Annotated in this window: 17 protein-coding genes; 4 read left to right on the plus strand and 13 right to left on the minus strand. The window is 63.3% G+C overall.

The window, feature by feature from the left end:
- Positions 1 to 26: 26 nt before the first annotated feature.
- Both HPY64_08015 and HPY64_08020 read right to left on the minus strand, forming a co-directional pair.
- Positions 27 to 1,289, minus strand: a complete 1,263-nt coding sequence (locus tag HPY64_08015; protein ID NPV67074.1) for a sugar ABC transporter substrate-binding protein — start codon at positions 1,287 to 1,289, stop codon at positions 27 to 29.
- Between the two features lie 114 nt (positions 1,290 to 1,403).
- Positions 1,404 to 2,423 carry a LacI family DNA-binding transcriptional regulator gene (locus tag HPY64_08020; protein ID NPV67075.1) on the minus strand — a complete coding sequence of 340 codons (1,020 nt, stop codon included), beginning with the start codon at positions 2,421 to 2,423 and terminating at the stop codon, positions 1,404 to 1,406.
- Between the two features lie 102 nt (positions 2,424 to 2,525).
- Between HPY64_08020 and HPY64_08025 the strand changes: the two genes are divergently transcribed.
- The gene (locus HPY64_08025; protein ID NPV67076.1) at positions 2,526 to 4,592 is read left to right on the plus strand and encodes a hypothetical protein; all 2,067 of its coding nucleotides are present in this window, start codon (positions 2,526 to 2,528) and stop codon (positions 4,590 to 4,592) included.
- 4 nt (positions 4,593 to 4,596) lie between these two features.
- Entirely contained in the window at positions 4,597 to 5,646 is a 1,050-nt protein-coding gene (locus HPY64_08030) for a glycosidase (protein NPV67077.1), read from the plus strand.
- Between the two features lie 166 nt (positions 5,647 to 5,812).
- On the opposite strand, the gene HPY64_08035 is transcribed toward HPY64_08030, so the two are convergent.
- Genes HPY64_08035 through HPY64_08045 form a run of 3 tightly spaced genes read right to left on the minus strand, consistent with a single transcriptional unit; the run spans position 5,813 to position 8,930 of the window.
- Positions 5,813 to 6,796: an ABC transporter permease gene (locus HPY64_08035; protein ID NPV67078.1), complete on the minus strand. Its 984-nt coding sequence runs from the start codon at positions 6,794 to 6,796 to the stop codon at positions 5,813 to 5,815.
- A complete protein-coding gene (locus HPY64_08040; GenBank protein ID NPV67079.1) occupies positions 6,780 to 7,727 on the minus strand; it encodes an ABC transporter ATP-binding protein in 948 nt (315 codons plus the stop codon). Before HPY64_08040 ends, HPY64_08035 begins: the two co-directional genes overlap by 17 nt.
- Before the next feature lie 21 nt (positions 7,728 to 7,748).
- The gene (locus HPY64_08045; protein ID NPV67080.1) at positions 7,749 to 8,930 is read right to left on the minus strand and encodes a DUF11 domain-containing protein; all 1,182 of its coding nucleotides are present in this window, start codon (positions 8,928 to 8,930) and stop codon (positions 7,749 to 7,751) included.
- 298 nt (positions 8,931 to 9,228) lie between these two features.
- On the opposite strand from HPY64_08045, the gene HPY64_08050 reads away from it, so the two are divergent.
- Both HPY64_08050 and HPY64_08055 read left to right on the plus strand, forming a co-directional pair.
- Positions 9,229 to 9,822, plus strand: coding sequence for a sigma-70 family RNA polymerase sigma factor (locus tag HPY64_08050; GenBank protein NPV67081.1), 594 nt, complete (start codon positions 9,229 to 9,231; stop codon positions 9,820 to 9,822).
- Positions 9,823 to 9,860: 38 nt separating this feature from the next.
- Complete coding sequence (locus tag HPY64_08055; protein ID NPV67082.1) at positions 9,861 to 10,649, plus strand: hypothetical protein; 789 nt, start codon at positions 9,861 to 9,863, stop codon at positions 10,647 to 10,649.
- Between the two features lie 18 nt (positions 10,650 to 10,667).
- On the opposite strand, the gene HPY64_08060 is transcribed toward HPY64_08055, so the two are convergent.
- From HPY64_08060 to HPY64_08095, 8 genes are all read right to left on the minus strand, one after another.
- Positions 10,668 to 13,256 (minus strand): hypothetical protein, encoded by a 2,589-nt coding sequence (locus tag HPY64_08060; GenBank protein NPV67083.1) that lies wholly within the window; start codon positions 13,254 to 13,256, stop codon positions 10,668 to 10,670.
- Positions 13,250 to 15,667: an alpha-mannosidase gene (locus HPY64_08065; protein NPV67084.1), complete on the minus strand. Its 2,418-nt coding sequence runs from the start codon at positions 15,665 to 15,667 to the stop codon at positions 13,250 to 13,252. The genes HPY64_08060 and HPY64_08065 overlap by 7 nt, the downstream gene beginning before the upstream one ends.
- A 23-nt stretch (positions 15,668 to 15,690) precedes the next feature.
- Positions 15,691 to 17,493 (minus strand): MBL fold metallo-hydrolase, encoded by a 1,803-nt coding sequence (locus HPY64_08070; protein ID NPV67085.1) that lies wholly within the window; start codon positions 17,491 to 17,493, stop codon positions 15,691 to 15,693.
- A 16-nt stretch (positions 17,494 to 17,509) separates the two neighbouring features.
- Positions 17,510 to 18,643, minus strand: a complete 1,134-nt coding sequence (locus HPY64_08075; GenBank protein ID NPV67086.1) for a hypothetical protein — start codon at positions 18,641 to 18,643, stop codon at positions 17,510 to 17,512.
- Positions 18,644 to 18,648: 5 nt separating this feature from the next.
- Entirely contained in the window at positions 18,649 to 19,962 is a 1,314-nt protein-coding gene (locus HPY64_08080; GenBank protein ID NPV67087.1) for a glycogen debranching protein, read from the minus strand.
- A 161-nt stretch (positions 19,963 to 20,123) separates the two neighbouring features.
- Positions 20,124 to 22,187 (minus strand): hypothetical protein, encoded by a 2,064-nt coding sequence (locus HPY64_08085; protein NPV67088.1) that lies wholly within the window; start codon positions 22,185 to 22,187, stop codon positions 20,124 to 20,126.
- A complete protein-coding gene (locus HPY64_08090; GenBank protein NPV67089.1) occupies positions 22,187 to 23,908 on the minus strand; it encodes a hypothetical protein in 1,722 nt (573 codons plus the stop codon). The genes HPY64_08085 and HPY64_08090 overlap by 1 nt, the downstream gene beginning before the upstream one ends.
- A gap of 183 nt (positions 23,909 to 24,091) precedes the next feature.
- Positions 24,092 to 24,994 (minus strand): carbohydrate ABC transporter permease, encoded by a 903-nt coding sequence (locus HPY64_08095; protein ID NPV67090.1) that lies wholly within the window; start codon positions 24,992 to 24,994, stop codon positions 24,092 to 24,094.
- Position 24,995: the final 1 nt, after the last annotated feature.

Below are 24,995 nucleotides of genomic sequence, written 5' to 3' on the forward strand. Positions count from 1 at the left end.
GGCGGCCTCCGGTGTAGCCAGTGATTCTATTCGGGCAGAGTCTCTTCCAGCTCGGGCCGGACTTCAGCGGCCAGTTCCGCCGGGGTCAGGTCGGTCTCGTTGTTGATCAGCGGACCCCAGAACTTCGACCAGAAGATCGAGTCAAATTCGGCGTAGTTGCCGAAGATAGGCAGCGCACGCATCTCCTGGGCGGCAGCGACGATTGCCTCGGCGCTGGCAGCCTTGCGCGGTTCCGAGGATACCAGGTGCTCCACAGTGGCCTGCGAGATGCGCGGCGAGACGATCTTCCAGTGATGGATGCCCTCGGTCACGGCCAGCAGGGCCTTGCAGGCCAGGTCCGGATGAGCAGTGTTGGCGGAGATGACGGTGCTGGCGTTCCAGGCGAAGGTGACATGGCTACCGGTCCGCGGATGGCCGGGGACGCGCACCACGCCCACATTCAGACCCTCGACGCGGTCGAGGTCGTCAGCAGCGCCGCCCATGAACATGGCGATCTTGCCAGCCTTGAACATCTCGCTGAAGCCCTGCTCGGCGATGATTTCGCGGCTGGGGGACATCTCCGGGTTATAGGCGGTGCTCAGATAGAACTCGAAGCCTTCCAGGAATTCGGGTGTGTCGATCGGGGCCTCGGTGAAATCGGGGCTGATTAGCTCACCACCGGCCTGCCAGACGAAGATGAAGGGGGGCGGCCAGCCGTTGTTGGTGAAGCCCCACTGGTCGATCTCGCCATCGTCGTTGGTATCCAGGGTCAGGGCCTTGGCCATAGCGACAAAATCGTCCCAGGTCCAGTCCGGGGTGGGGTAGTCCAGCCCGGCGGCGTCGAAGAGGTCCTTGTTGTAGTAAGTGACGACTGGCTGAGCGATCCAGGGCAGGCCGTAGACTTCGTCTTCATAGATATTGACGGCCAGGATGCCCGGATAGTAGTCGTTGACATCCCCGGCGGTGCCCGGTTCGGCGCTCGCCAGGCAGTCAGTCAGCGGCAGGAAGACGCCTTCCGAGGCCAGAGCCATGTTGTTCTGGTCAATCCAGTACAGATCCGCGCCGACTCCACCGGCGATCTGCGTCTTGACCTGGGTGTAGTAATCCGAGGGGATGGGCGAATGGACGATCTGATACTCGTTCTGGCTGGCGTTGATCTCGTCCAGGATGACCTGCAGTTCGGCGGCTTCGTCAACACCGGCCCAGGTCGAGATCGTGATCGTCACCGGCTCGGTTTGAGCCAGCGACGGCAGCGCTCCCAGCGCCAGCATCAGGGCGACGGCTAACAGCACCAGGCGATTCCTTGACATGTCTTTCTCTCTCCTTTAGCGTAAATCTTGACTGCCTGCATCGGCAGGGCGCGTGAAAGCGATCCGACGTGTAGTGTGGGGTTTCACCTCCTTCTCCGGGCCAGCGCGGCCTGGTTATCCGGCGGGTCTGGCGCAGGTATCGCGCTCGACCAGCTTAACCGCTACGCAGATTTCGGTGGGCATCAGGCTGCTGTCCTCGAGCAAGGCCAGCAACCGGCTGGCGGCTTCCTTGCCGATCTGATGCTTGGGAACGTCAATGGTGGTGAGCGGCGGGCGGTTCAGGCGCGCCCATTCAATGTTGTCGAAACCGATCACGGAAAGATCGTCCGGCACCCGGCGACCGGCGGCCTGAGCGGCCTGGATGGCGCCGATGGCCATCGAGTCGTTAACCGCACACAGCGCGGTGACTTCCGGGTGTTGCTCCATCAGGCGGGCATAGGCCTCTGCGCCCGAATCGATGGTTGTCCGGTCCATATGGATGACATGTATGGGTAATCCGGCTTCTTCCAGAATCTGCCGGTAACCGCGCACGCGGCGGGTATTGCTAGGCCAGGTCTGCGGCCCGGCCAGGATACCGATCCGGCGGTGGCCGAGATTCAGCAGATATTCGGCGGCCCTGGCCGCGCCGCCGGTATCGTCGCAGTTGACACAGTTGACGGGCTGGTAATCCAGCCGGTTGTCTACCAGCACAACTGGCAGATCGGTGTGCAGCATGGCCATGATGAATTCGGCGGGGATATCCGGGCCGGCCAGGATCATCCCGTCGACCCGTCCCTCCCGCACGAAGCGGAATTGCGCCGGCTTGCTGAGAATATCGGCGGTGAGGGTAGCGATGGCCACGTGGTAATCAGAGCGGGCGCAGACCTGCTCCACCCCGTGCAGAATCTCGCCATAGAAGGGGTCTGTCTGGGCGGCCAGGCCAGGCTTTTCCCGTACAAAGAAGCCCAGGGCGAATGTCCGGGCGGTGGCCAGACCTCGCGCGGTCACGCTCGGCGTGTAGTTCAGCTCCCGTGCCTTTTCCAGGATGCGCTGACGTAACTCCGGGCCAACACCGGGTTTGTCGTTGAGCGCCCTGGAGACGGAGGCGCTTGAGACGTGCAGCGCTTCGGCAATCTGCTGGATAATAGACGGCATAGCCACTCAAGTCAGAGTTAACGTAACCGCTTACGTTCACTATATAGTAAAATAGAGTCGCTTGTCAAGACCTTGCACAACCGTGATTGGGCAGGCTACACCATGAATACTTTCATCAGCGGGGACCTGCGGCTGGAATGCCGCTTCGAGGATGGCGCGGGCTTTCACTTCGTCACGTATGTCAGGGCCGGGGGGGATGCTGGCGACTGGCGACCGGCTGCCCGCGGGCCGAGTGTGCCAGTCCGGGGTTGGATGCCAGACCGCCTGACCGCCGATGGCCTGGCCGGGGAAGGGCCGGGCTTCGCCTGGCAGACCAGCATCATCCCGTGGGAGGGGGGCTTCTGGCTGGAGACGACGCTCACCGCCGACGCCCCGGTTGACCTGCCGGTAGCCCTGCTGCTGTGGCTGGGGCCGCTGGATAACCTGGATGACCGCCAGGCGCATACCTGGCGGCAGACCGTTCTGCGCGCCCCGACGGTCAACGCGCAGGGGCTGGGCGGCAACGACCTGATGGCGGGATATCTCTATGATGATCATTCGCGTGTGGAGACCATCGTCTACTTTCCGCCGGATGCTTTTGCCTGGGCGCCGCACCGCTTCTACAACTTCAGCGTGCGCGAGGCGCTGCTCTACCGGCCAGAGGGGCGCTATGGCTTCGGTCTGGTGCCGAATGTGCCGGAAGCGCCGTTCCACTTCCCGCCGGGGACGCATCGGCTGGCCTGGTGGTTCACTCAGCGCCCACGCCAGGGCACGCCATCGCCCTGGGCTGCTCAGCGCGTCCTGCTGGAAGCGGTCGCGCCGCTGTTTGACCCGGTTCCCGCGCCAGTGAATAAACCGCTGCCCTGGGAGGAGATGGCCTGCCGGACGCTGGCCGACCTGGAGGATGAGGCCTGCTGGGTTACCACGCAAGGTGTGTCTGGTTTGCGGGCCTATGTGCGGGGTAGTTCGGCGGTTGGTCGGGATGCCGCGCCCGGCTTCGAGTTAATGACGCAGCTGGACGTGCTGTGGCCGCTGCTGTTGTGGCAGCGGGCTACCGGCGACGCCCGCGCTGACGGCCTGGTTGCCCGCCTGCGGGCGACGCTGCCGCGCTTTGCACGGCCAGAGTGGGACTATGTGGCCAACAACTATCCTCCCCGCGCTGGCGACAGCTTCATGGACACCTGGTACTTTCTGGAAAACGCCCTGATCAAACTACCCTGGGTGGCCTATCTCACCGGCGATCCGGCGCTGCAGGAGATGTTCTTTGCCGCGCTACGGGGGGCGGAGCGGCTGGCCCGGCGGACAGGCTATGTGTTCCCGCTGTTTGCGGATGCCGCTGACTGGCAGGCGCGGGGCAGCCTGCTCAATCCCGGCGTCGGCGGGCTGTATGCAGCGGGTTGTGTCCTGGCGCACCAGTTAAGCGGTGGCGCAGAGGTCTACCTGGATGAAGCGGCAGATGCCCTGCGCGTGATTCACAACCTGCCGCCCGCCATGCTCACCCACGAGCCGCAACAACTGTCGTTCGCCGCCGCAGCCGCCAGTTACCTGGCCGACGCCGGTTACCGCCCGGATATGGATTGGGACGGCATGATCGGCGATTATCTGTACCTGGTGCTGCGGATGGGCTACTGGGGCGCGGACCCGGCGGCATCCTATTACGATCCGCGCGGGATGTTCCAGGCCTGTGCGTCGCTGTGCTACCCGGCCTATAAGGAAAACGTGGAGGCCATGATCGCCTGGCCGGAGGTGCTGCGCGGGCAGCGTGGCCCGCTGGTACTGCTGAGCGCCTTCGCCAACCTGCAACGGCGGCATAATTACGCCTTCTTCGATCCCTGGTTGCCTGCCGAATGGCGCCGCGGGCCGTGCCCGGCCATCCCGTATGAGGACCTTTCCACGGCTGAGTTTGATCGGATGGGGCGGCTGGGCAAAGAGATTTACGGCGCAGGCGAGGTCTTCTGGAGCGCCCTGCTCTTCGGTGTGCTGGGGCGGGTGGATGATCCGGAGGTGTTGTGCCTGAGCCTGGATGTGCCGTGCCTGCGTCTGCATGATTTCCCCGCCGTTCACGAGCGGCGGTTCCTGCTGTACAATCCCACCCCGGAAAGGCGCACATGCCTGCTGCATAGCGGCTCGGTAGCGCGCCCTGTGACGGTGGAAGCGCGGGCGGTTTGTTTTGTAGAGGCTGGGAGCTGACCCCATGTTTGTCCGACATCCGCACAACCCCCTGATTACGCCGGCCACGATCAGGCCATCCCGGCCCGATCTGGAGGTGATCGGCGCGTTTAACGCCGGGGCGATTCTGTACCGGGATGAGGTGTTGCTGCTGGTGCGTGTGGCGGAGCGTCCCATCGCGCTGGCTGAGGACTGGGTGCAGTGCCCGTACTACACCCCGCAGGGCGATCTGGCCATCCGGCGCGTGCGTCGCGACGATCCATCCTGGGACCTGAGCGACCCCCGCGTAATCCGTCACCGTGCCACCGGCGAACTACTGCTCACCAGCGTCAGCCATCTGCGGCTGGCCCGCAGCCGGGATGGCGTCCGGTTTAGTGTGAGTGAGATGCCCTGGCTCACCCCCGCTTCGCCCTACGAGGCATTTGGTGTGGAAGACCCGCGCATCACCCGCATTGGCGATCGCTACTACATCAATTACACCGCAGTCAGCCCGCACGGCATCGCCACCGCCCTGGTTTCCACGCCGGATTTTGTGCAGATCCGGCGGGAAGGGATCATCTTTCCGCCGGACAACCGCGATGTGGCCCTGTTCCCGGAGCCGGTAAACGGGCAGTACTACTGTTACCACCGGCCCATGCCGGGCATGTTCAGGCAGATGAGCATCTGGCTGGCCGCCTCGCCGGACCTGCGTCACTGGGGAGATTCGCGGCTGGTGCTGGCGGGACGGGCCGGCCAGTGGGATGCCGGGCGGGTAGGGGCTGGCGCGCCGCCCATTGCCACAGCACGTGGCTGGCTTTCGATCTATCATGGCGCGGATGAACGCGACCGCTACTGCCTGGGCGCTTTCCTGACGCCCTATGATGAGCCGGGGCGGATCATTGCCCGCAGCGCCGGGGCGGTACTGTGGCCGGAAGCGCCTTATGAGGTGGATGGCTTCTTCCGGAATGTCGTCTTTACCTGCGGGGCAGTAGTCATGGCGGGGCAGGTGCGGTTGTACTATGGCGCGGCGGATGCAACCGTAGCGCTGGCGGAAGCGCCGCTGGATCAGCTTCTCGATAGTTTGCTGGCGTGTTGAGCCACCGGATGTAAAGGGACGCCCGAAAAAAAGCATCGACCCCGCCGGTGCGCCTGATGAGGGAATGTCAGGCTGGCGGGGTCGGTGGCCCGGCTCACCGTGATCGGGTTGAGCCAGGTTTCCGCCCGTCCCTGTTCGCCTGGAACGGGGACGGGCGGTCGGTGATCTAGGCGCGGATTTCCTGCCGCTGGAAGAGCACATAGGCCGCCGTGAACAGCAGGAGGGTCACTGCGATCAGGCTGGTCAGGTGCGGCCAGATCAGCAGGACGCTTTCCCCCAGGGGCAGCGGCGAACCCAGCAGCGCGCCCTGTAGCTGGCTGGGCAGCACCAGGCCGAACGAGCGCGTGGTTGGGTTGAGCAACCCCATCGTCGCTTCCACGAAGAGCGTGTTGGGCGAGATGCGCGTCAGGTTCTGGATCAGCTCCGCCTGAGCCAGGACTTCATCGAGCAGGCCCAGCCGGATCGGCGCCAGAGCCTGCGCCAGCATGCTGGCCAGCATGCTCCAGAACACCATGAAGAACAGCCACACTGCGATCGAAGCGAGCGCAGCGGTTGCCGGCTGGCGGAAGATTGTGGAGAACAGCAGAGCCAGCGCCAGCCAGATGCCACCATAGAAGATGGCTACCAGCAGGAACAGCAACCCACGGGCGACTTCCTCCCCGCTGGGCGCGATCCCCAGACTGAAGATCCCCAGGCCGGTGATCAGCAGCCAGATGGCTACCAGCACCAGGGCCATGGTGAACAGCCCGGCCAGGAACTTGCCCATCAGGAAAGCGTCCCGGTAGATCGGCTGGGCCAGCACGCGGGAGAGCGTCCGCTGGTTGAACTCACTGTTGACGGCGTCAAAGGCCAGCGAGATGGCGATCAGGGGAATCAGGAAGCCCAGGAAGCCAACGAACGCTGGCAGCGGATCCGTTGACGTCGTGAACAGCTTCAGGAACAGAAAACTGTCGCCCCTGGCGGAGCGGATGCTCTGTAACGCGCCGAAGACGGTCCCACCGGCGGTGATCAGGATCAGAAGCTCCAGAATCTGCATCCGCACACTGGTCAGATGGTCGGCCATTTCTTTGGCCACGACAGCCCAGAGGCCAGTCCACGGGGAGCCTTCACGGCCGGGCTGCGCAGGAAGAGTCTCATGCTGCTGTGCCATGGCTCACCCCCTTGAAGTACTGTTCGTAGATTTCGTCGAGATTGGCGGAGACGATATCCATCCGCTGGAGTCGCCCTCCTTTGTGGACGACAGCGGCGGCAGCGTCAGCGCGGACATCCTCAGACGCTTCCAGCACATAGAGGCTGCCATCGTGATGCACCCTGGTAACGCCGGCAAGCGCCTGCAGGGCGGCGGTCACCGCTTCGGTCGGCTGTTCCACCTGGATGTTGACGCGGTAGGCTCCGCCGAGCACCTGGCGGGCCAGCTGCGGTACCGAGCCTTCCAGCACGATTTGCCCCTGGTAGAACAGGCCGACGCGGTCGCAGGTTTCCTGTACCTGGTGTAACAGATGCGACGAGAGCAGGATGGTGATGCCATCGTTAGCCAGGTCGCGGATGGTGCCCAGGAACTGGTGCGCCGCTTCCGGGTCCAGCCCCAGCGTTGGCTCGTCCATGATGATGATCTCCGGTTGTTTGAGCAGCAGCTCGGCGACACCAAGCCGCTGCCGCATGCCGCGGGAGAACGTCTTGACCTTGTGATCGGCCACATCCTGCAGGCCCATGCGCTCTAGCACCCTGGCGATGCGCTGGTCAGCTTCAGCGCGGCGCAGGCCGTTCAGCCGGGCGATATAGGCCAGGTTCTCGGTCGCGGTCATGTTGCCGTAAAAGCCCACTTCATCGGGCAGGTAGCCCACATGGGCCTTGAGGCTGAGGGGTTGGCGTGCCGGGTCAAAGCCCAGCACGCGCACCCAGCCAGAAGTAGGCTCGGTCAGCCCCAGGAGCATCAGGATGGTCGTGGTCTTGCCGGAGCCGTTGGGTCCCAGGATGCCGTAGACTTCGCCGCGCTTAACCTGCAGATTCAGGCTGTTGACAGCCACAAAATCGCCGTAGCGTTTGGTCAGGTCTTTTGCTTCAATCACGTAGTCATCCATAGGACACTCCTCTGGAACGGACTAGCGGCGACCAAAGCGCGAGACCGCCAGGCTGACCGCCCCGATAGCGATAGCGATAAGCGCCAGACCGGCCAGCCCCCACATGGTGGAGGTGCGCAGGGTCACCCGGTATTCCACCGAGGCATTAGCCCCTTCTTCCGGACGGGCGCGGAAGGTCACATTGTAGTCGCCGGAGAGGGCCTTTTCGGCGGGCTTCAGGTGCGCGGTGACCTCGATCTGCTCACCGGCGGCAATCTCCGGGAGTTCGGCTGGCTCAAACGAGGTGGTCCAGCCGCTGGGGGCGGTCGCGCTCAGGGTGACGTTGCGGGCGGCGGCAGTACCGGTGTTCTGGACAACCAGGGTGACGGTCGTCTCTTTACCCGCTTCTGCATCGCCGGAGAGACGGCCATCGGGCGTGGTCAGGTTGATCACGGACAGGCCGATGATCTCGGCGGAGAGGTCAGTGCTGGCGGCAACATCGCCACTGCGAGCCTGGATCGTGATCGGGTACGTGCCCGCGCGGATGTTGTTGATCAGGGATTTCACTTCGATGGTCAGCCGTTCCGTCGAGTTAGCCTTCACCGGCAGGGTGACGACTTCGTTGCTACCGGACTTGAACACGACGTCGAAGACCGGCGCAGCCTGCGAGGACAGGTCAACCAGCAGGTCTTCATCGCCAGCGTTGCGCAGCGTCACATTGTAGCGGAAGGTCGAGTCGGCACGCGCGCGCAGGATAGGCAGCTCCACCTCAAAAGCCAGGCGGGCCGGAGCACGTTCCTGGATGGTCAGCTCAACTGGCAGCTCAGCCTCTTCGCTGTCGCTGCGGGCGACCACAGTGAAATTGTACGTGCCCGATTCGACATCCGCAGGTGGTTCCAGACGCAGGTCAACCGTGGCATCCTGCTCCGGCTGGACAAATACCGACTTCACGATCCGGCCACCGCCACGGAAGGAAGCGGTCCAGTTTTCCGGCAGGTCGCGCACATCCAGCGCCACAATCTGCGGGCCGGTCGTCGTGCGCACGGTGAGCGTCAGCGAGGCCGTTTCGTTGGCGCCAACCACCTGCGACGGATAGGTGGTGAAGATCTGCAGCGGTACAGGCTGGGATGTGGTGCTGGTTTCACCGCTCTGGGCAGCGGCGATCGCTGCCGTGCCGCCAATCAGGGCCATGCACACCAGGAGAACGACGAACGCTTTTTTCATCGAACAACCCTCCTTCTTGGTAAACTGGTGTACTGCGGTTTAGTTACCGCGAATGAACCCCCTGTACAGTGACGACAGGCCGACCAGTATCGCTACCGGGCTGCCCGTCGATTCCAGTAGACCAATACGTCGATCGGGCGGGGGCGGCTTTATCCCGGCGCGGGCTGGTGGGAATTTCTAATGCAACTCTTATATGCGCTGCCGGAGCCAGGCGGGATGTCCGTTTCAGGGGTCTGGCGGTAGAATTCACGATATCTCCCGGTAAGGCACTGGCCGACGCTGTTGCCAGGACCCGACGATGTCCCTGGACTATTCGAAGCTCTGTGATGAGTCGCTGCTCTACCTGATCCGCAGACGCCATGAGGCGGCGCTGGGGGCGCTGTATGACCGCTATAACGGCCTGGTCTTCAGCATCGCGCTGGAGATCGTGGGCGATCGTCACATCGCCAACGATATCCTGCAGGACGTGTTCGCCAGCGTCTGGCAGAAGGCGGATAGCTACCGGGTTGATCGCGGCCAGGTCAAAGTGTGGCTGGCCAGCCTGGCTCGCCACCGGGCAATCGATGTCAAACGCAAACAGACACGCGATCCAGAAGGCCACAGTGTTGATCTGGCCGCGATGGATTTTGGCCTGACCGCCGATACGCCGGACCCTGAAGATACGGTCGACGTGGCTTTGCAGGGCCAACGGTTACATGAGGCGCTCAGTGCGCTCCCGCCTGAGCAGCGGCAGGCCCTGGAGATGGCTTACTTCGGCGGGTTGACCACGAAGCAGATCGCTGAGCGGCTGGGCGAACCGCAGGGGACGATCAAGACTCGCATCAGGCTGGCGCTGCTCAAGTTGCGTCAGGCGTTGCTGGTTAACCCGGAAGCGCAAAAAGAGATCCCTTGATGGGCTGTGTACGTAATAGTCTTAAATGATGGTCTGCGATGCGCGAACAAACGATGGCTGCTGAACCCCATGTGACGGATCAACTGGCGGAATACGCTCTGGGCGTCCTGCCTGAAGATGAGGCAGTTGCCGTCATCGAGCATCTGGCGGTCTGTGCCGGGTGCCGGGGCGAACTAGCCCGTCATCAGCAGGTCGTTGCTGCCCTGATGCTGTCTGCGCCTCCCCATTCGCCGGCAAGGGAGACTAGAGGGCGGCTGATGGCGCGGATTGGCGGGCAGAAAGCCGCCCCGCCCAGGCGGACGTCCCCGCTCCGGGCGCTGCTGGATAGCCGCATGCCGGGATGGGTGGGCGTTGCTCTGGGCAGCCTGGTGATTGTCCTGGCCATGCTGCTGCTTTTCCATTATCCTTTGTCGGTGCCGCAGCAGGCCCTCCAGGCTCCGCTTTATCCTCTAGCGCAGGAAAACGCTGAGTCCAACCCCTACCTGGTCAAGCTGGAGGCGACTGACCGCATGCCGCGGGCCAGAGGGGCGCTGCTGATCAGGACGGATGGCCAGCATGCTATCCTGATTGTCGAAGGGCTGGAGCCATTCGAAAACCAGGACTATCAGTTGTGGTTGAACCGCGACAACAATCCGGTGAGCGCGGGCTACTTTTCCGTTTCCGATTCAGGCCTGACGGCTATCCCGCTCACCATGCCCGACCTGGTCTTCACCTACTTTGACATGAAGCTGACCCTGGAGCCAAGTGGCGGTAGTATACTGCCGACGGGCGTGCCGGTCATGCGTGGCTTCCTTGACCTGGTCGAACTGCTGCGCCTGTTTGAGTAACAGGCAGCAGATGTCCGGTCAGCGCCGATCCTCAGGTCGTGGCAACAACGCCAGCCGCCTGGCATTCAGGGCGCTGATTTCGATGCAGCGCTCCTGCGGGGGGACGCCCTGCCAGGTGATCGCCACTTCGCAGGTTTCGGCGGGGAACAGGCAGACATGGTTGGTGGAAAAGGTGGCGTAGCCCCTCGCAGTGACTGCCCGGCCATCTTCCAGCCAGACGAACAGCGCTGTCTGTGACCCGGTGTTGGTGATCGCCAGCATCCAGGTGTCGCTGTACTCCTTCTGGCGCACATCCAGCGTGGTTGGCGGGGCGGCCAGCAGCGGGGCCAGGTTCGCGGCGCGGGTGAACACATAGCGGCTGGCGGCGACCATCCCATCCGCTGAATCGTCGAGGGTCAGGTCGAGAAAGAAGATCGGGCTGTCCAGCCGGGTGAGCGGAGCGGCGACGCTCAGTAGCGTTGTGGCCGCGTCAGCCGGTGCGGATACAACCTCACTCCATTCCGCCCGGACGCTCCCATCCAGGTCAATCAGCCGGGCGGTCAGACGGGCGTCGCTTACAGGAGTTTCCAGCGCGTTGTGCAGCCAGACCCCGGCTTCAAAGTTCTCCCGGCCTGCCCAGGCCAGCGTCGGAAAGCGGGCGGAAAGCTGCAGCGGCGCATAGGCGTGAGCGACGGCATAGTAGGCCGGTTTAGGCCGCCCGTAGTAGTCGACCGCTGATGGGCAGGCGGCCATTGGGTACGGCTCGTTGAACTGCCAGGGGAGAGTTCCGCTGTTGCGATACTTGCGGCGACGGTCAGCTTCTAGAGCGTAGCGCAGCCCTTCCGCCTGCATGAGCTGGGTGGCCCGCACCAGCGTCTCCAGATCGCCGATCTCCCCGAAGACCGCTTGCCAGGTTGGCTGGTGGACCCACCACGCACCCAGGTGATGCCATACCGGGCTGTCCAGGGTGACCGGCCAGCGGTGCTCTGGAGCGATGGTCGCCTGCAGGGTCTTAAGGTTCGTCAGTCCTTCGACGCCGAACTCGCTATGTAGCAGCGACGCACCCCGGTTGTAGAGCGTGCACTGCCCTTCGACGCCCTGGTATTCCCAGGGGCCATGGACGTCATGCAGGCCCTGCGGGTCGCGCTCGCTATTCGCCAGTGAATAGCTGAACAGCCGCCCGCTGGGGGAGGTAGGCAGCCACAACCGATCCGGGTCAAGCCGGGCGACTGTCGCCTTCAGGGCGGCCAGGAGCGGCTGGTCGTCGTCGGCGGGTTGCTCCGGGCCGAGGGTTAGTTCGTTGCCGCCACACCACAGGATCAGCGCCGGGTGGTTGCGCCGGCGCGGGATGATCTGCTCGGCTTCGTGTACCATCCGGGCGATGTATTCGGGCGAGTCCGGCGGGGTGTTGTCGATCCCGGAACTGGACTGGGTGAACTCCTGCCAGACCATGATCCCCAGTTCGTCACAGCGGTTGTAGAACGCCTCAGTCTCGATCAGCCCGCCGCCCCACACCCGCAGCAGATTGACCTGAGCCTGGCGGGCCAGCCCCAGCAAATGCGCCAGTTTTTCCGGGCGCGGGACGCCGTAGAGCACATCCAGCGGCACCCAGTTCCAGCCCTTGATGTAGATCCGGCGGCCGTTAACCACCAGCGTATAAGGCCGTGCGGTAGCTTCTGCGCCTTCATTCGGGATCAGCTTGACCTGGCGGATGCCGAAGCGGGTCGTGCGAACGTCGGAGAGCAGGCCGGTTTCTGCGTCGGTGATGCGCACTTCGGCCTCGTAGAGGGGTTGCTCGCCGTGACCGTTGGGCCACCACAGCTGCGGCTGGACAACCGGCAGGCAGACGTTCAGACAGGTCTGGCCGGGGGCCAGGGCGTGACAGGTACGCTCCATGGCGATGGTAGCACTGTCCAGACGCAACAGTGTCTCAACCTCAACAATCCCGTGCTGGCGCGAGTCTAGCATGATCGATACGGAGACATTGGCCTGCCGCAGGCCGGGCGCCAGTTGCGGGCGGACAAATACGTCCTCGATGCGTGTTGGGCCGCTGACTTCCAGGAAGACGTTATCCCAGATGCCGAGGTGGATCATGCGCGGGCAGAAGTCCCACCAGTAGGTCATGCGGCTCTTGTGGGTGCGCACCCGGCTTGTCCGGCCTACCTGTGGCTGTTCGGGTGGAGCGGGTTCGATGACTACGGCCAGGGTATTCTCTGCGCCGTAGTGCAGCCGGTCGCCGATCTCGAACATCGCCGGGGTGAACATGCCGGTGTGGGTTCCCAGCGACTCACCGTTGAGGAAGAACTCGGCCTCGTAGTCCACGCCCTCGAAGATCAGCTGGACACGTCCGCCCTGGATGGCTGGATCGACGGTGAACGTCTTGCGGTAAACCCAGGTGCGGGCCGGGACCCATTCCAGCAGCAGGCTATTGCGCTCGAAGTACGGGTTGGAGATTTCTCCCGCTCGCCACAGATCATGGTGGACACTGCCGGGCACGCTGGCGGGAAACCAGTGGCGGGTATCGCGGAGGGTGGGGCGGTGTGCATCCCGCCAGCGCCAGTCCTCCCCGTAGTAGCCTTTGCACTGCCAGTCAGCGCCATTGAGGCTGATGCGACCGGGCGTCACCATTCCAGCAAGTCCGTTTCTACCACAGCCTGAGCCGGGTTGCGCGGCACGCGGAAGGTCTTGATCTCGCCGGGGAGGAAATACGCCGTGATGGTGCGACCCCAGTGAGGCAGATCGATGGTTGCCCGGGCAGCGATCTTCGCGGTTTCGTAGGCGCGCACGATCAGATCGTCTCCGTCTTCGGCCTGCTTGAGCACGGTCACCATCACGTGATCCGGCTGCACGGCAATGAACGAGTCTGCCTGAGGCAGTGTCCCTTCTGGATGGAACGACTCATGCAGGATAAACGGGCGCTGGTTCAGTTCGGCGGCACGGCGCACCGTCCCGGCCTGTTCCCAGCTTCCGGTATGAGGGAGCAGCGCGTAATGGAAGCGCTGGATGCCCTGGTCAATGAAGCTGTACAGGCCGCCCGGCTTGAGTACAGAGGGCATATGGTTGGCGTAGGCCGGACTGCGCAGGACGGTCAGGCCAATGTCGCGTACGGAGACATCGTGGCTGTACTTGCCGTCGTTCAACAGGCTGAGGCCGTACGCGACTTCCCGGTCGCGGGACGTGCCGGAGACATCGACCCAGCTCTGGAAGGGAGTCTCTTCCCCGTTAGCGGTCTGTTCGATGTGGCCATAGGGGATTTCGTGGGTGACCTTCATGAACTTGACGTTGACCGGGAAGCGCAGTTTGAGCGCCTTAAACTGCTCCTGCCAGTTGACGACCACGCTAACGTCGATCTGGTCGCAGCCCGGATACATGGCGAAGTCCTGGATCAGGGTCGACTGGCCGTAAGTGCTGGTCACGCGGATCACGGATTTGACCGGCCCATGTTCGACCAGCCGGACACTGGTCGCCCGGAATTCACCGATGACCTGGTCAAAACGGAACACATTGTGCCCCCACGTATCAGACGGATCGTCAATGACGACGGGCCGGGCGGCTGGCCCGGAAAAGACCTGAACCCCTGCCTGGCGGTCGTACAGGCTGGCGATGCAGCCGGTTTCCGGGTCGAACTCCAGGCGGAAACGCTCGTTCTCCAGCACGCCATCCGATGCCTGGATGGGGGTTGCTGCCGCTGGAGCGCCCTCCGGCACAAGGCGGTAAGTGCGGTAGCCCAGCGCAGGCAGATCGGCCATAAAGCTCAGCCGGACACGCCCGGTCGAGGTGACCGACTGCACCTCCTGGTGTGGCACAGGCCGATCCTGATCGTCCAACAGAACAGCGCCTGCCGGCCAGCGATAGGTCTCCAGTTCCACATTGGTCCGGACGGGCCAGGTGAGCGGATTGAAGACAACCATGGGCCGCACGCCTTCCTGAAGCGGGATGTGAATCTGGCGGGAAAACGATTGCATGGCAGCGTTCAGGGCGCGGTCGGCAACAGCCATCGCCTCGCCGTAGGTGTCGCGGGCGTCATCGTAGGCGCTTTCCAGGCTGGTTCCGGCCAGAATGTCGTGGAACTGGTTGAAAAGCACATTCTTCCAGGCGTGGTTGAAGTTGGTCGGGTAGGGCAGCCCGGTTGTCCACGCCGCCAGTAACGCCCACTTTTCCGCAGCCAGCAGGCGGTTTTCTGCCAGGCGGTTCCAGCGCTTGACGCCGGAATGGGCGGCATAACAGCCGGAGGCGTGTTTCTGCAGGTCGCCGTGCACCACCGGCAGCGGCAGTTTTTTGGCTTCGATGGCGGTGAAGAACGCCTCCGGAGAGCTGCAGATAATGCGGGGATAGCCGGGATCGGCGTTCAGGCGGTGGATGCTCTCGATGTTGGCTCTGGTCGGGCCGCCGCCGTGATTACCTACGCCATAGAAGCACATGAACTCGTCCAGCGGCGGCTTCATCTCGTCGGCGCAGCGCCGGACGTGATGATCCAGTTCCTGGCCCCAGGAGAGATACTCAAACGGGATGCGGAAGGCCAGCACGCGGGAGCCGTCGTCGGCCTCCCACCAGAACAGACGGCCCGGCAGACTCTTTTCGTGTGGCATGGGCCGCAGGAAAGTGTAGTAGTCCAGCCCGCTTTTCTTGAGGATTTGCGGCAGCGATCCGCTGTGACCGAAGCTATCGATGTTGAAGCCGACGCGGGCTGTGCGACCGAACTTCGCCTTGAAGTAACGCTGACCGATCAGGCCGTGGCGGACGAACGATTCGCCGCAGGGGATGTTGCAGTCCGGCTCCACCCACCAGCCGCCGACAAGCTGCCAGCGTCCTTCAGCCACGCGCTGGCGGATCTCCTCGAACATGGCCGGATCGGCGTGCTCTACCCATTCGTAGAAGGCCGCTGAACTGGCCACGAAGATGAAATCGTCGTATTCGGCCATGCGGTCCAAAGCTGAGCGGAAGGTTGCCCGGATTTCCTGGAAGCCTTCCTGCCAGGGCCACAGCCAGACGGGATCGATATGGGCGTTGCCGATCATGTGCAGGGTGGTGTCTTTCATAGTTTCTCCCTGTGCAGAGGGGTTCAGGAGATAGTGCCGGCACTGAGCAGAGCTTCCGCCTGCTGGCCAAAGCGACGGCCGGCGATGGTCAGATCGACGGCGATTCGCGCCCGGCGCTCCGCAAAGCCTGCCGGCGGTGTCACGCAGAAGCTGGCCGTCCCTGTACCGCTGGGTGGGAGCGCCAGCGCCAGCGGCCCATCGCCCTGCCAGCCAGCAGGGACAACGATGGTCAGCGTTGCTTCAGCCGGGCGCGGGAACGGATTGCGCACTTCCACCTGGAAGGTCACCGCCTGTCCGCTGTGGGCAAGGGCCTGGTAGGGCGTCAGACGCGCCAGGAAGCCTTCCGCCCCCAGGTCCGGCTCAAGCGGTTGCAGGTCGCGGTGCAGGGCATCCAGTTCGGCCCCCATCGCTTCCAGCTGGTCGAAGTAATCCGGCGTCACCCACAAGGGATTCCAGTGGCCGGAGAGGATGATATCCGGTCTGATGCGCCGGTAAAGCGCCGCGCTCTGCGCGTAATCGCCAAGGCGGAAGCGGTTCGGATACACGTAGTTCAGTTCCAGTCCGTCGTCGCCCTGATACTGGTCGCCGGTGGCCAGGACACGGTGGCCATCCACCTCGAACTCGATGGCGACCGCATACAGGGTATGGCCGGGCAGAGGGTGCAGAGTCAGTGTGTATTCCTCCCACTGGATCGGCGTCTCCAGCGGCAGGTGGCGGTCGACCGGGATGGGGTCGTACCACAGGCAGGGCAGATCGTAGCGAGTTGGGTTTTCCAGCACGTCAGCGAAGGATTCCGCCGCCCAGTGTTCGGTCTTTTCCACCTGCCGCAGCAGGTTGATCCCGGCTACGTGATCATCGTGGTAGTGGGTCGGCATGACCACGGCGATCCGATCCACACCGAACTGCGCCTTGAGCGCCGGCAGGGTATGCAGCCAGGGACGGCGCGAGGCGCGATCGCTGCCGGAGGCTTCGCCGGTTACGAAGTCATAGCCGAAATCGATCAGCAGCGCCGTGCGCCGTTCGGAGAGCAGTACGTAGGTGTTGGCGACCGAAGCCCGGTGTTGTAGCAGGTGGGGGGTGATCGTCCCGTAGGGGTGCTCGTGTAGCTCGAACAGGCGCGGGTTCTGGCCGCGCAGGCGCAACAGCCGCCAGAAGCGCTCGATCAGCAGGTCAATAGCCGGGCCCGGCGTGGTAATCGGGTCGCCGTGGGAGGGTAGGAGCGTAGCCGGCGCCTGCGCTTTCAGGTCAAGCAGCGCTGGGATGCTGGCGGCGACGCCCTCCGCACCGTTGTATGACCACTGAGTAGCGGCCATGCTCCAGACCTGGCCGGGCGCGGCGATCAGATCGCCGGTGAAGGCGACACGCCGCCCGTTGATCTCAGCCAGCAGGGTGATTGAGCCGGTGGTATGCCCCGGCGTGGGCAGGATGGTGAAGCGCAGACCGCCGAATTCGTACTCCGCGTAGTCCTGGAGCGTCCCAGCGATGGGGACAGATTCCAGCAGCGAGAAACGATCCTGGCGCATGTTGTAGTTGTTGAAGATCGGGCGGGCCTGCCAGTGGGCATCTACCGCCCGGAAGAGGTCCTGCTCTGTGTGGGGAACCCAGATCGGGATGCCCGCCGCAACCGCCCGCGCCAGGCCCTGCCCCTGGTCGCGGTGGTGGTGGGTCATCAGCACGGCGGCTACCTGGTTAACACCGAGTGTGGATAGGTGATCAAGAACATCGCCGTTCCCAAAATCCACCAGCACGGCCGTTTCTCCACTACGGATCACGTAGACGTGACAGGTGTCTTCAAAACGGAACAGGTTTTCCAGGATGGCTTGCATGACCGGCGCTCCTGTGTCAGTCGTAGCGTCCGTACGTTCGGGCAACTTCAATCAGGGCGAAGATGTTTTCGTCCGGGGTATCGCGGCCGCATTGGTCGCCAGTGGACAGGATGAATCCGCCGCCCGCGCCCGCCGCGTCGATGGCCGCCCGCGCCGCGCGGGCTACATCCTCTGGCGTCCCAAGCAGCATCACATCAGTGGTATGCAGGTTGCCCATCAGGGCGATCTGGTGGCCGTGGGCCTGTTTGATCTCGGCCAGGTCGCAATCTCCCATCGGTGGGACTTCCAGTGGGTTGATGCAGTTGAGGTCACTCTCTTCCGCGCACCAGCGGACCAGCTCGCGTTCCTTGCCACAGGAGTGGAGCATAGTTGGTACCCCAGCCTCGCGGGCCATGCGCGTCAGCTTCTGGATGGTGGGGAAGGAAAGTTCACGGGCGATCCGGGGCGATTGCAGGGTCAGCGTGCCGGATGCGCCGAGCAGGACGAAGTCTGGCCGCTCGTCCAGGATCATTTCCATCTGCTTCAGAACCTGGCGCTCGTGAAGCTCACGCAGGCGTTCGATGGCCTCGTGGTTGTAGTAGTACCACAGGCTGAGGTCAGTCAGGCCACCTTCAAAGAGATCCAGCCAGGCCTGAAAACCCGGATAGCCAATGCTTACGCCGAAAGCGCCCAGTTCACCCAGCTCCTGGCGCTGCCGCCGCAGGAGATCCGGATTGTAGCCAACCGGCGGCGCGAACCACGCCTCCAGCAGCGGCCACATCGTATCAATATCGCGGACAGGCCTGCCGGTGCGGGTGGGCGGATCGGCGATGTAATATGTCGTCTCGGTATAGTAGCGGTGACCGTCCTTCTGGCTGCGGGTACGTACAACCCACATTGTCTCCGTCTTGCGCATGTCCTCGACCGCACTGGAGCGTTCCCCCGGCCACTGGTACTGCATCGCGCCTTCGGTAAACCAGCCGTCGAACCCAAAGTATTTGACGGCTTCAATGTACGCCCGCCAGAGGGGCGGGTCGGCAAAGTAGTAGATCTCCCAGAATGGCTTGCCGGTCAACCGGCAGGGAATCATGTTGGAAATATCCGGCGCCACCGGCACCCGATCAGGTTGCCGGTTGGTCATGGCCGCGATCATCCGCTCGCGGGAGGTCATGGTGCTTATACCAGTTCCCATCCATCCTCCGTGGCAAAGGCCCTGACCTGGCCGCGCTCGACGGCGTCAACCGCGTAGAGGTACATGGCCGCTGACCAGGACTGTCCGGCAAAGCCCATCGGGCGGCCTGACTGGCCGTGGAACCATTCGTTGAATTCCCACTCCTGGCGGATGCCCTGCTGGTTCATCCTGGCCAGGCGGCTAAGCTGGCAGCGGGCTTCCTCCAGCCGTCCGGCCCGCACCAGCGCCGCCACATAGAATCCGCCGATGAACGGCCAGGCTCCGCCATTATGGTAATGGTGTGGCAGGTTGAGGTTGCGGACGCGGAAGTAATCGCGCCAGTCCCGATCGCCGGGGTTGATGACAGGGTAGAGCGCACGCACCGGGTGTGGCTCATTCAGGCCAGTGTTATGGATGTAATCCAGGATCAGGTTGGCCTTGCGGGAGTCGGCCACGCCGAACAGGATGGCCAGCAGGTTGCCAAGCGTGTCGAAGCGATCGGCATACTCGCGGAAGCCCATGTATGGCAGGTAGAAGGGTCGCACAACCAGTTCGGTTTCCACGCGGTGCAGGGGATACAGCCATTCTTGCCGCTCGCGACGCACCCAGTCCCAGTCTTTTGGCTCCTCCGGCCCGACCCACAACAGGATGTTGATCTTGCGCCGGATGTCTTCCGCAGTACGGGCGTATTCATCGGCGGGCAGGCCCAGGGCGGCGGCCAGGTGCCCCATCGCCTTCCAGACGGCGAAGTACAGCACGTTGTCGTACAGGACGTTGTAGTGATTGGAAAAGAGATCGGCCCAGTCCATCGCTTCGTGGACTTCCAGCAGGCCGCATTCGTTGGAATCCTGGTAACGCAACCACAGCAGAGTCTTTTCCAGGCTGGGCCAGGCGTGCCGCAGATAGGCAACATCGCGCCCCAGGATGAAGTGATAGTAATGGCCCAGGATGTACCACAGGTTGCTGTCCACACAGCCGGCGTGGGTGGTATCGGTGACGATGCGCCTGCCATTGGCGTCTGTGCCCAGATGGCCGCCCAGGGCGACCAGCGCCGGATCGTTGATGTTCGTATAACCAACATTGTGCGGGATTTTGCCAAGCGCACTCTGGAACTGGCGCAGCGTGTCCAGCGAGCGCCGGTGAATCGCCCGGCCTTCGTCGTCGGGGCACAGCTCCAGCCCCAGACCGGCGATCATGCTATCCCGCGCCCAGACCTGCCGGTACGCCTGGCTGGAGCCAAGGATGCCCAGTTCGTCGCCATTGCCGATCAGAATACGTTCGGCGATATCTTTGCCGTGTTGAATCAGGTCGGTGTCCATATCATCCTGTTTTCAAAGAGGTGCGCGCCGTGCCGCTATCATCTGAACGCGCTCGATTGTACTGTGCTGTACCCCGTTAGTGACCTATTGCTTTTGGCCGTTCTTTGTCAGGCAAGGGGCTTAAGCCGCCTGCCTGTCGCCTATGCCTTTTATTCACCAGCTTACGAATGCTCAGTTGGCCGGCGCATCAGCAGGGCGACGCCATCCTTGCGTGGCAGTTGTACGGTCAGCATACTGGCTGCCGGGAACGCCACCATGGTTGGTTGGCCGCCGGTCAGATTCTGGATCAGCCAGCGGCCTTCCGCCAGCAGACCCGGCTCAAGCTCGATTTCTGCTGCTTTGGCTTCATCGCCGGGGTTGACGGCAATCAGGATTGCCTCTTCCCCGCGGCGGAAGAAAGCCGTGTTCACGCCGGGCGTCCGCGACCGGCAGACGAGCGGCACATCGGCCCAGCGGTGCAGCGCCAGCAGCGCCTCCGGCGTGGGTTGCAGATGGAGGACGGTCAGGCGGCCCTGACCGCGCACCTGCGTGAAGCCGATGGTGTAGCGTGTTCCAGCCTGCAGGTTGAACTGCAGAGCCAGTTCTTCCGAGGACAGACTGACCAGTGGCAGGCGCTCGGCCACAACAGGCTGGCCGGGGACGGTCGCATAATGGCCCAGCCAGGGACTTTCGATAATCTGGCCATCAAACAGGGACAGGCGCAGCGTGGCCGCCACGCCGGTCAGGAAGCCGTCCGGTGCGGGAATCTCCAGCAGATTCAGGTGGCGCAGATGCTCGTCATAGTGCGGGTAGGCGCCCAGGCAGATCAGGTGGCCGCCGCCCTCAACGTACTCGACCAATCGCCGTTGCCCGGCTTCGTCAAGCCAGGGGCCGCCCGCGTACAGGGCCAGCGGGGCGTCTGTTGAACTGCGGCTGACATCCCAGAATTCATAGTCGATATCCGCTTCATAGAGGCTGTGCAACAGGAGGCGGCCCGGTCGCTCTGTACCGCGCTGGAGCGGGTCAAAGGTGACCGCGGTGCGAACCTGCTTGAGCAGGGCGGGCGGATCGATAGCCCGGTAAAGGTCGGTGATCTGGCGGAAGGCGGCAAAGAGATCGGGGCGGGTGCGGCCCCATTCGTTGATCGGACTCTGCGTCCAGTTATCGCGGTTGACCAGCATGTACCAGTTCCAGCCAGCGACCCCCGCCAGCAGGGCGGAAAGGGCCATCAGGCGGTAGTGATTGGGCGGCAGCGTGCCCACATCAGCCAGCCAGTCGTGCCAGATGCCCGCTTCGAATTCCGGGATGTAGGGCAGCTTTGAATAGGTGCGGGTGTAGCGGACGGCTTCCAGCAGGTGGCGGTGTTCCTGGTGCCGCAGGGCGAATTCCCGCGAGGGATAGATATCCGGCCCGGCCAACCCGGCAAGCGCCTCAAAGTCAGCCCAGCGCTGCACACCCGTGCCGCTATAGGCGTTGAGCAGCATCGGCACATCAACACCCAGCCGACGGTAGGTATCTACTGCCCAGCGGGCGGCCCGGCTGGTGTACCAATGCAGGAAGGCACGGTAGTCGTGATAGCGGGCCTGCAGAGCGGGATCATCAGCGCAGGCGTCAGTTGTCACGGCGCGGGCCTCATTAAAGGAACGATAGGCGGTGTTCCAGGCGGCGTTGAGCGCCGCGATGTCTCCATAGCGTTCCTGCAGATATTCCTGAAAAAGGCCGCTTCCCTGGCCGAGACCAAGCGGTTCGGCGTAGAACTGCGGCCAGGGGTCGATTTCGTTGTCAGCCTGCCACAGGATGATCCGGCCGCCCTGGGTGGCCAGGTAAGGGCGGGCAGTCTCGGTGACGGCAGCCATGTAGTGCTCCGCCAGGGCCAGGTAGGCCGGGTGCAGGCGGTGATAGCGGGCCGCGTGATCGGGCACGCCGTTGTTCGACCATTCGCTGTAGATGTACGGTCCCGGTCGCAGGATAATCCAGAAGTCTTCCGCGGCCAGTAGCTGCAGAAAGCCAACCAGATCGCGTCGCGGGTCCGTCCGCCCGGTGAAGTCGTAGAGGCCGGGCGCGACCTCATGAAAGTCCCAGCAAACATATGTAGCGACCACCTGCAGGCCAAGCTCTCTGACCCGCTGCAGGATAGGCCGCCAGTTGGCCGGGTCCAGCCGCCAGTAGTGAACTTCGCCGCTCAGCAGGGCGATGGGCTGGTCATCCACCCGGACCCTGCCTGCGGAGATGGTGACATTGGCCATCAGGAGTCTCTCCCTGTAGTTTGGGCACGCCACCGCATCCAGCTTTCACGAATCAGGCTGTAATCGGCCTCGGTCAGTGGCTCGCCGGTGGTGTCAATGTGGGTGGCGTAGTACAGCGAAGGCACGCCCAGCTCTGGTTGAAGCGCCACATATGCCCGCCAGGTGGCTTTGTCGGTAATCGGCCAGTTGTCGGTGTCGATGATCGCTTCGGGGCAGGCCAGGCGGGCGACCCTGGCCCGGTGCGTCATGGCCTGCAGGACATCCTGTCCGATGTTGATGTCGTTGAGGCGGATCATGTCCAGCATATCAGCCAGGTAAGGGTGGGCAGTGTGGGTCATGATCAGAGCATCAGGTTTGACCTGCTTCGCTTCATCATAGATGATGCTCAGGTAATGGCGCATCAGTTCCAGACCCCAGATCGGCTGGTGACTGCGCAGCCCTGGGCCGCTGGGGATGCGTGCTGTGAAATCGATCTTGAAGCCATCGGCATCGTAGCCTGCCGGAGAAAGCATCTGGCGGATGGCGGCACGCAGGCGGCGCTCATAAGCCGGGTGGGTGGGGTCGACCGCTATCGGCAAACCGCCCGGATGGGTGATGCATTCGTCAACTGGCACGCCTTCTGGGTCCCAGGCTTTGAACCACAGCAACACCCGCCGACCGCGATCGTGCTGCCTGGCGATGAATCCTGGCAGGTCGGGCCATTTGGCGATGTCCGCCCGGCTATCGCCGTAGACGGCCTGCCATTTGTCGTCCAGGACAATAATGCCTGGCTGGAGATCGTGCGCTTCCAGCGCGGCAAGGAAGCCCTCGTACAGGCTCTGGCGGGCGTAGTCCGGCGCGCGGCCACCTTCCCGGCTGGCGTTGTGGCACTGCGCCCCCCAGCCACAGAAGATCGGCGCCTGCCACCAGTCCGGCGTTGTTTCCCGGCGGGGAACAGGCACCAGGTTGGCAGTCCGCAGTGCGGTGACATGCGCGCCCAGCGCAGCGTATTCATCCGGGGCGAAGTCAAAGCCAATGGCTGGCAGGGTCATCCGCCCGCGCACGGCTGTATGCCCTTCATAGGAAAGCGCCAGATAAAAGGCCCCCGGACTGCCATGGTAGTGGTATTCCGTGAAGCTGTTGTTCCCTGGCGCGGCTTCTACGCCCAGTGCCAGCCAGCCGTCGGTGACCTGCGCGGCGAAGCAGAAGGGTGGCGGGGTGAAGAACCAGTCGCCTCTGGCCGGGATCGGAACGCCTGTCATGTCGATACGGGAGTGGCTGGAGGGAGGATGGTGGAAGATTTCCGAGATATTCGGCTCAGGGTTGAACACCTGGCTGAAGCGCTGCCCTGACCAGAAGAAGCCACTTCCCCAGCGCAGACTCTCCGCGTAGTACCCTCCGAAGTAGAGGACTTCCGCCAGCGCACCATCGCCTTCGATTTCAATCTCGTAGGTCAGGCGTTGCGGCGTGCAGCGGAACCGGTAAGTCTTAGCGGCCCAGGCGGTGCTCCGGGCGGTACAGAAGAGCGTGTAACCGTCCGCTGTCGGCTGGAACTCCCAGGGGGTGGTCTGGTAAGTGTTGTCGCGTTCGTTGAGTGGGTGGACGCTTGAAAAGGGGAATAGCTCAGCCAGGCGTTCGCCCTGCGGGCTTTCCAGCACCACAAACAGCCGATCAGCGGGCAGACGCAGGCAGTAACGTTCTGCCTGGAGGAGCTTCTCGTTGTTCTGGTTCAGAACTTCCACGTCAATCACCCTCACAAGCGCCGGACGGCTATCCGGCGCGGACAGAGCACAAGAGCACGATTTCCGATCCCGGTGACGGGTATGCGCCGGAGCGGCGCAGCCAGAGGATACCACCATCTGCGCGCCATCTGTGTCGGCGGAGATGCCGGAATAGCCGGAGCGTGTGATCCCTGGGCCAGCCGGTTAGCCCTTGAGGCCGCTGGTGGCGATGCCCTCCATGAAGTAGCGCTGCCCCAGGAAGAAGATCAAGATCATGGGGATCGTGACGATCACGCTGGCCGCCAGGACGATCTCCCATTGCATTTCGCCGCCCTGACCGAACTGATCCAGGATGGCTTTCAAGCCGCGCGGCAGGGTGAAGAGGGCGGTGTTGTACAGGTAGATCAGCGGCTTGATCAGGTCTGTCCAGCTTGCTTTGAACTCAAAGATGAAGACCACGATCAGCGCCGTGCGCGTCAATGGCAGGGCGATATGGCGCCAGATTTGCAGGTAATTCGCGCCATCAACACGCGCCGCTTCGAATAGCTCTCTGGGTAGCGACAGGTAGAACTGCCGGATCATGAAGATGTAAAAAGCCGAGCCGAACAGGTTACCTGCCCACAGGGGAACCTGAGTGTTAACCAGGCCCAGGCCATTCCAGACTAGGAATACCGGCACCATCGTCACCGCGCCGGGCAACATCATTGTCGCCAGCACAAGCCCGAACAGCGTATCCCGCCCCGGAAAACGGAAGTACGAGAAGCCAAACGCGATTGCCGCGCAGCTTACCGTCACCGTGGCAGCAGCCAGGAAGCCGACAACCACACTGTTCTTGAGCCAGCTCAGCACCGGCGCGGCCTGCCAGACGTTGACATAGTTCTCCCAGGCGATGGGGTCGGGGATCAGTTCATTGTTGAAGACTTCGGCGCGGACCTTCAGTGAGGCGCTGATCAGCCAGACAAACGGCGCCATGAACATAATCGTGCAGCCGATCAACAGGGCGATGAAGATAATGCGTGCCAGCAGGCGGCGAATCGCCGCCTGGCGCAGGCGCTGTGCCTGCTGCCGCCGGATGTCGGCGAGGGCTTCAGGAGTGCTTGCAGCCATG

This window comes from Anaerolineae bacterium (genome assembly GCA_013178165.1).
Classification (GTDB): Bacteria; Chloroflexota; Anaerolineae; order Aggregatilineales; family Ch27; genus Ch27.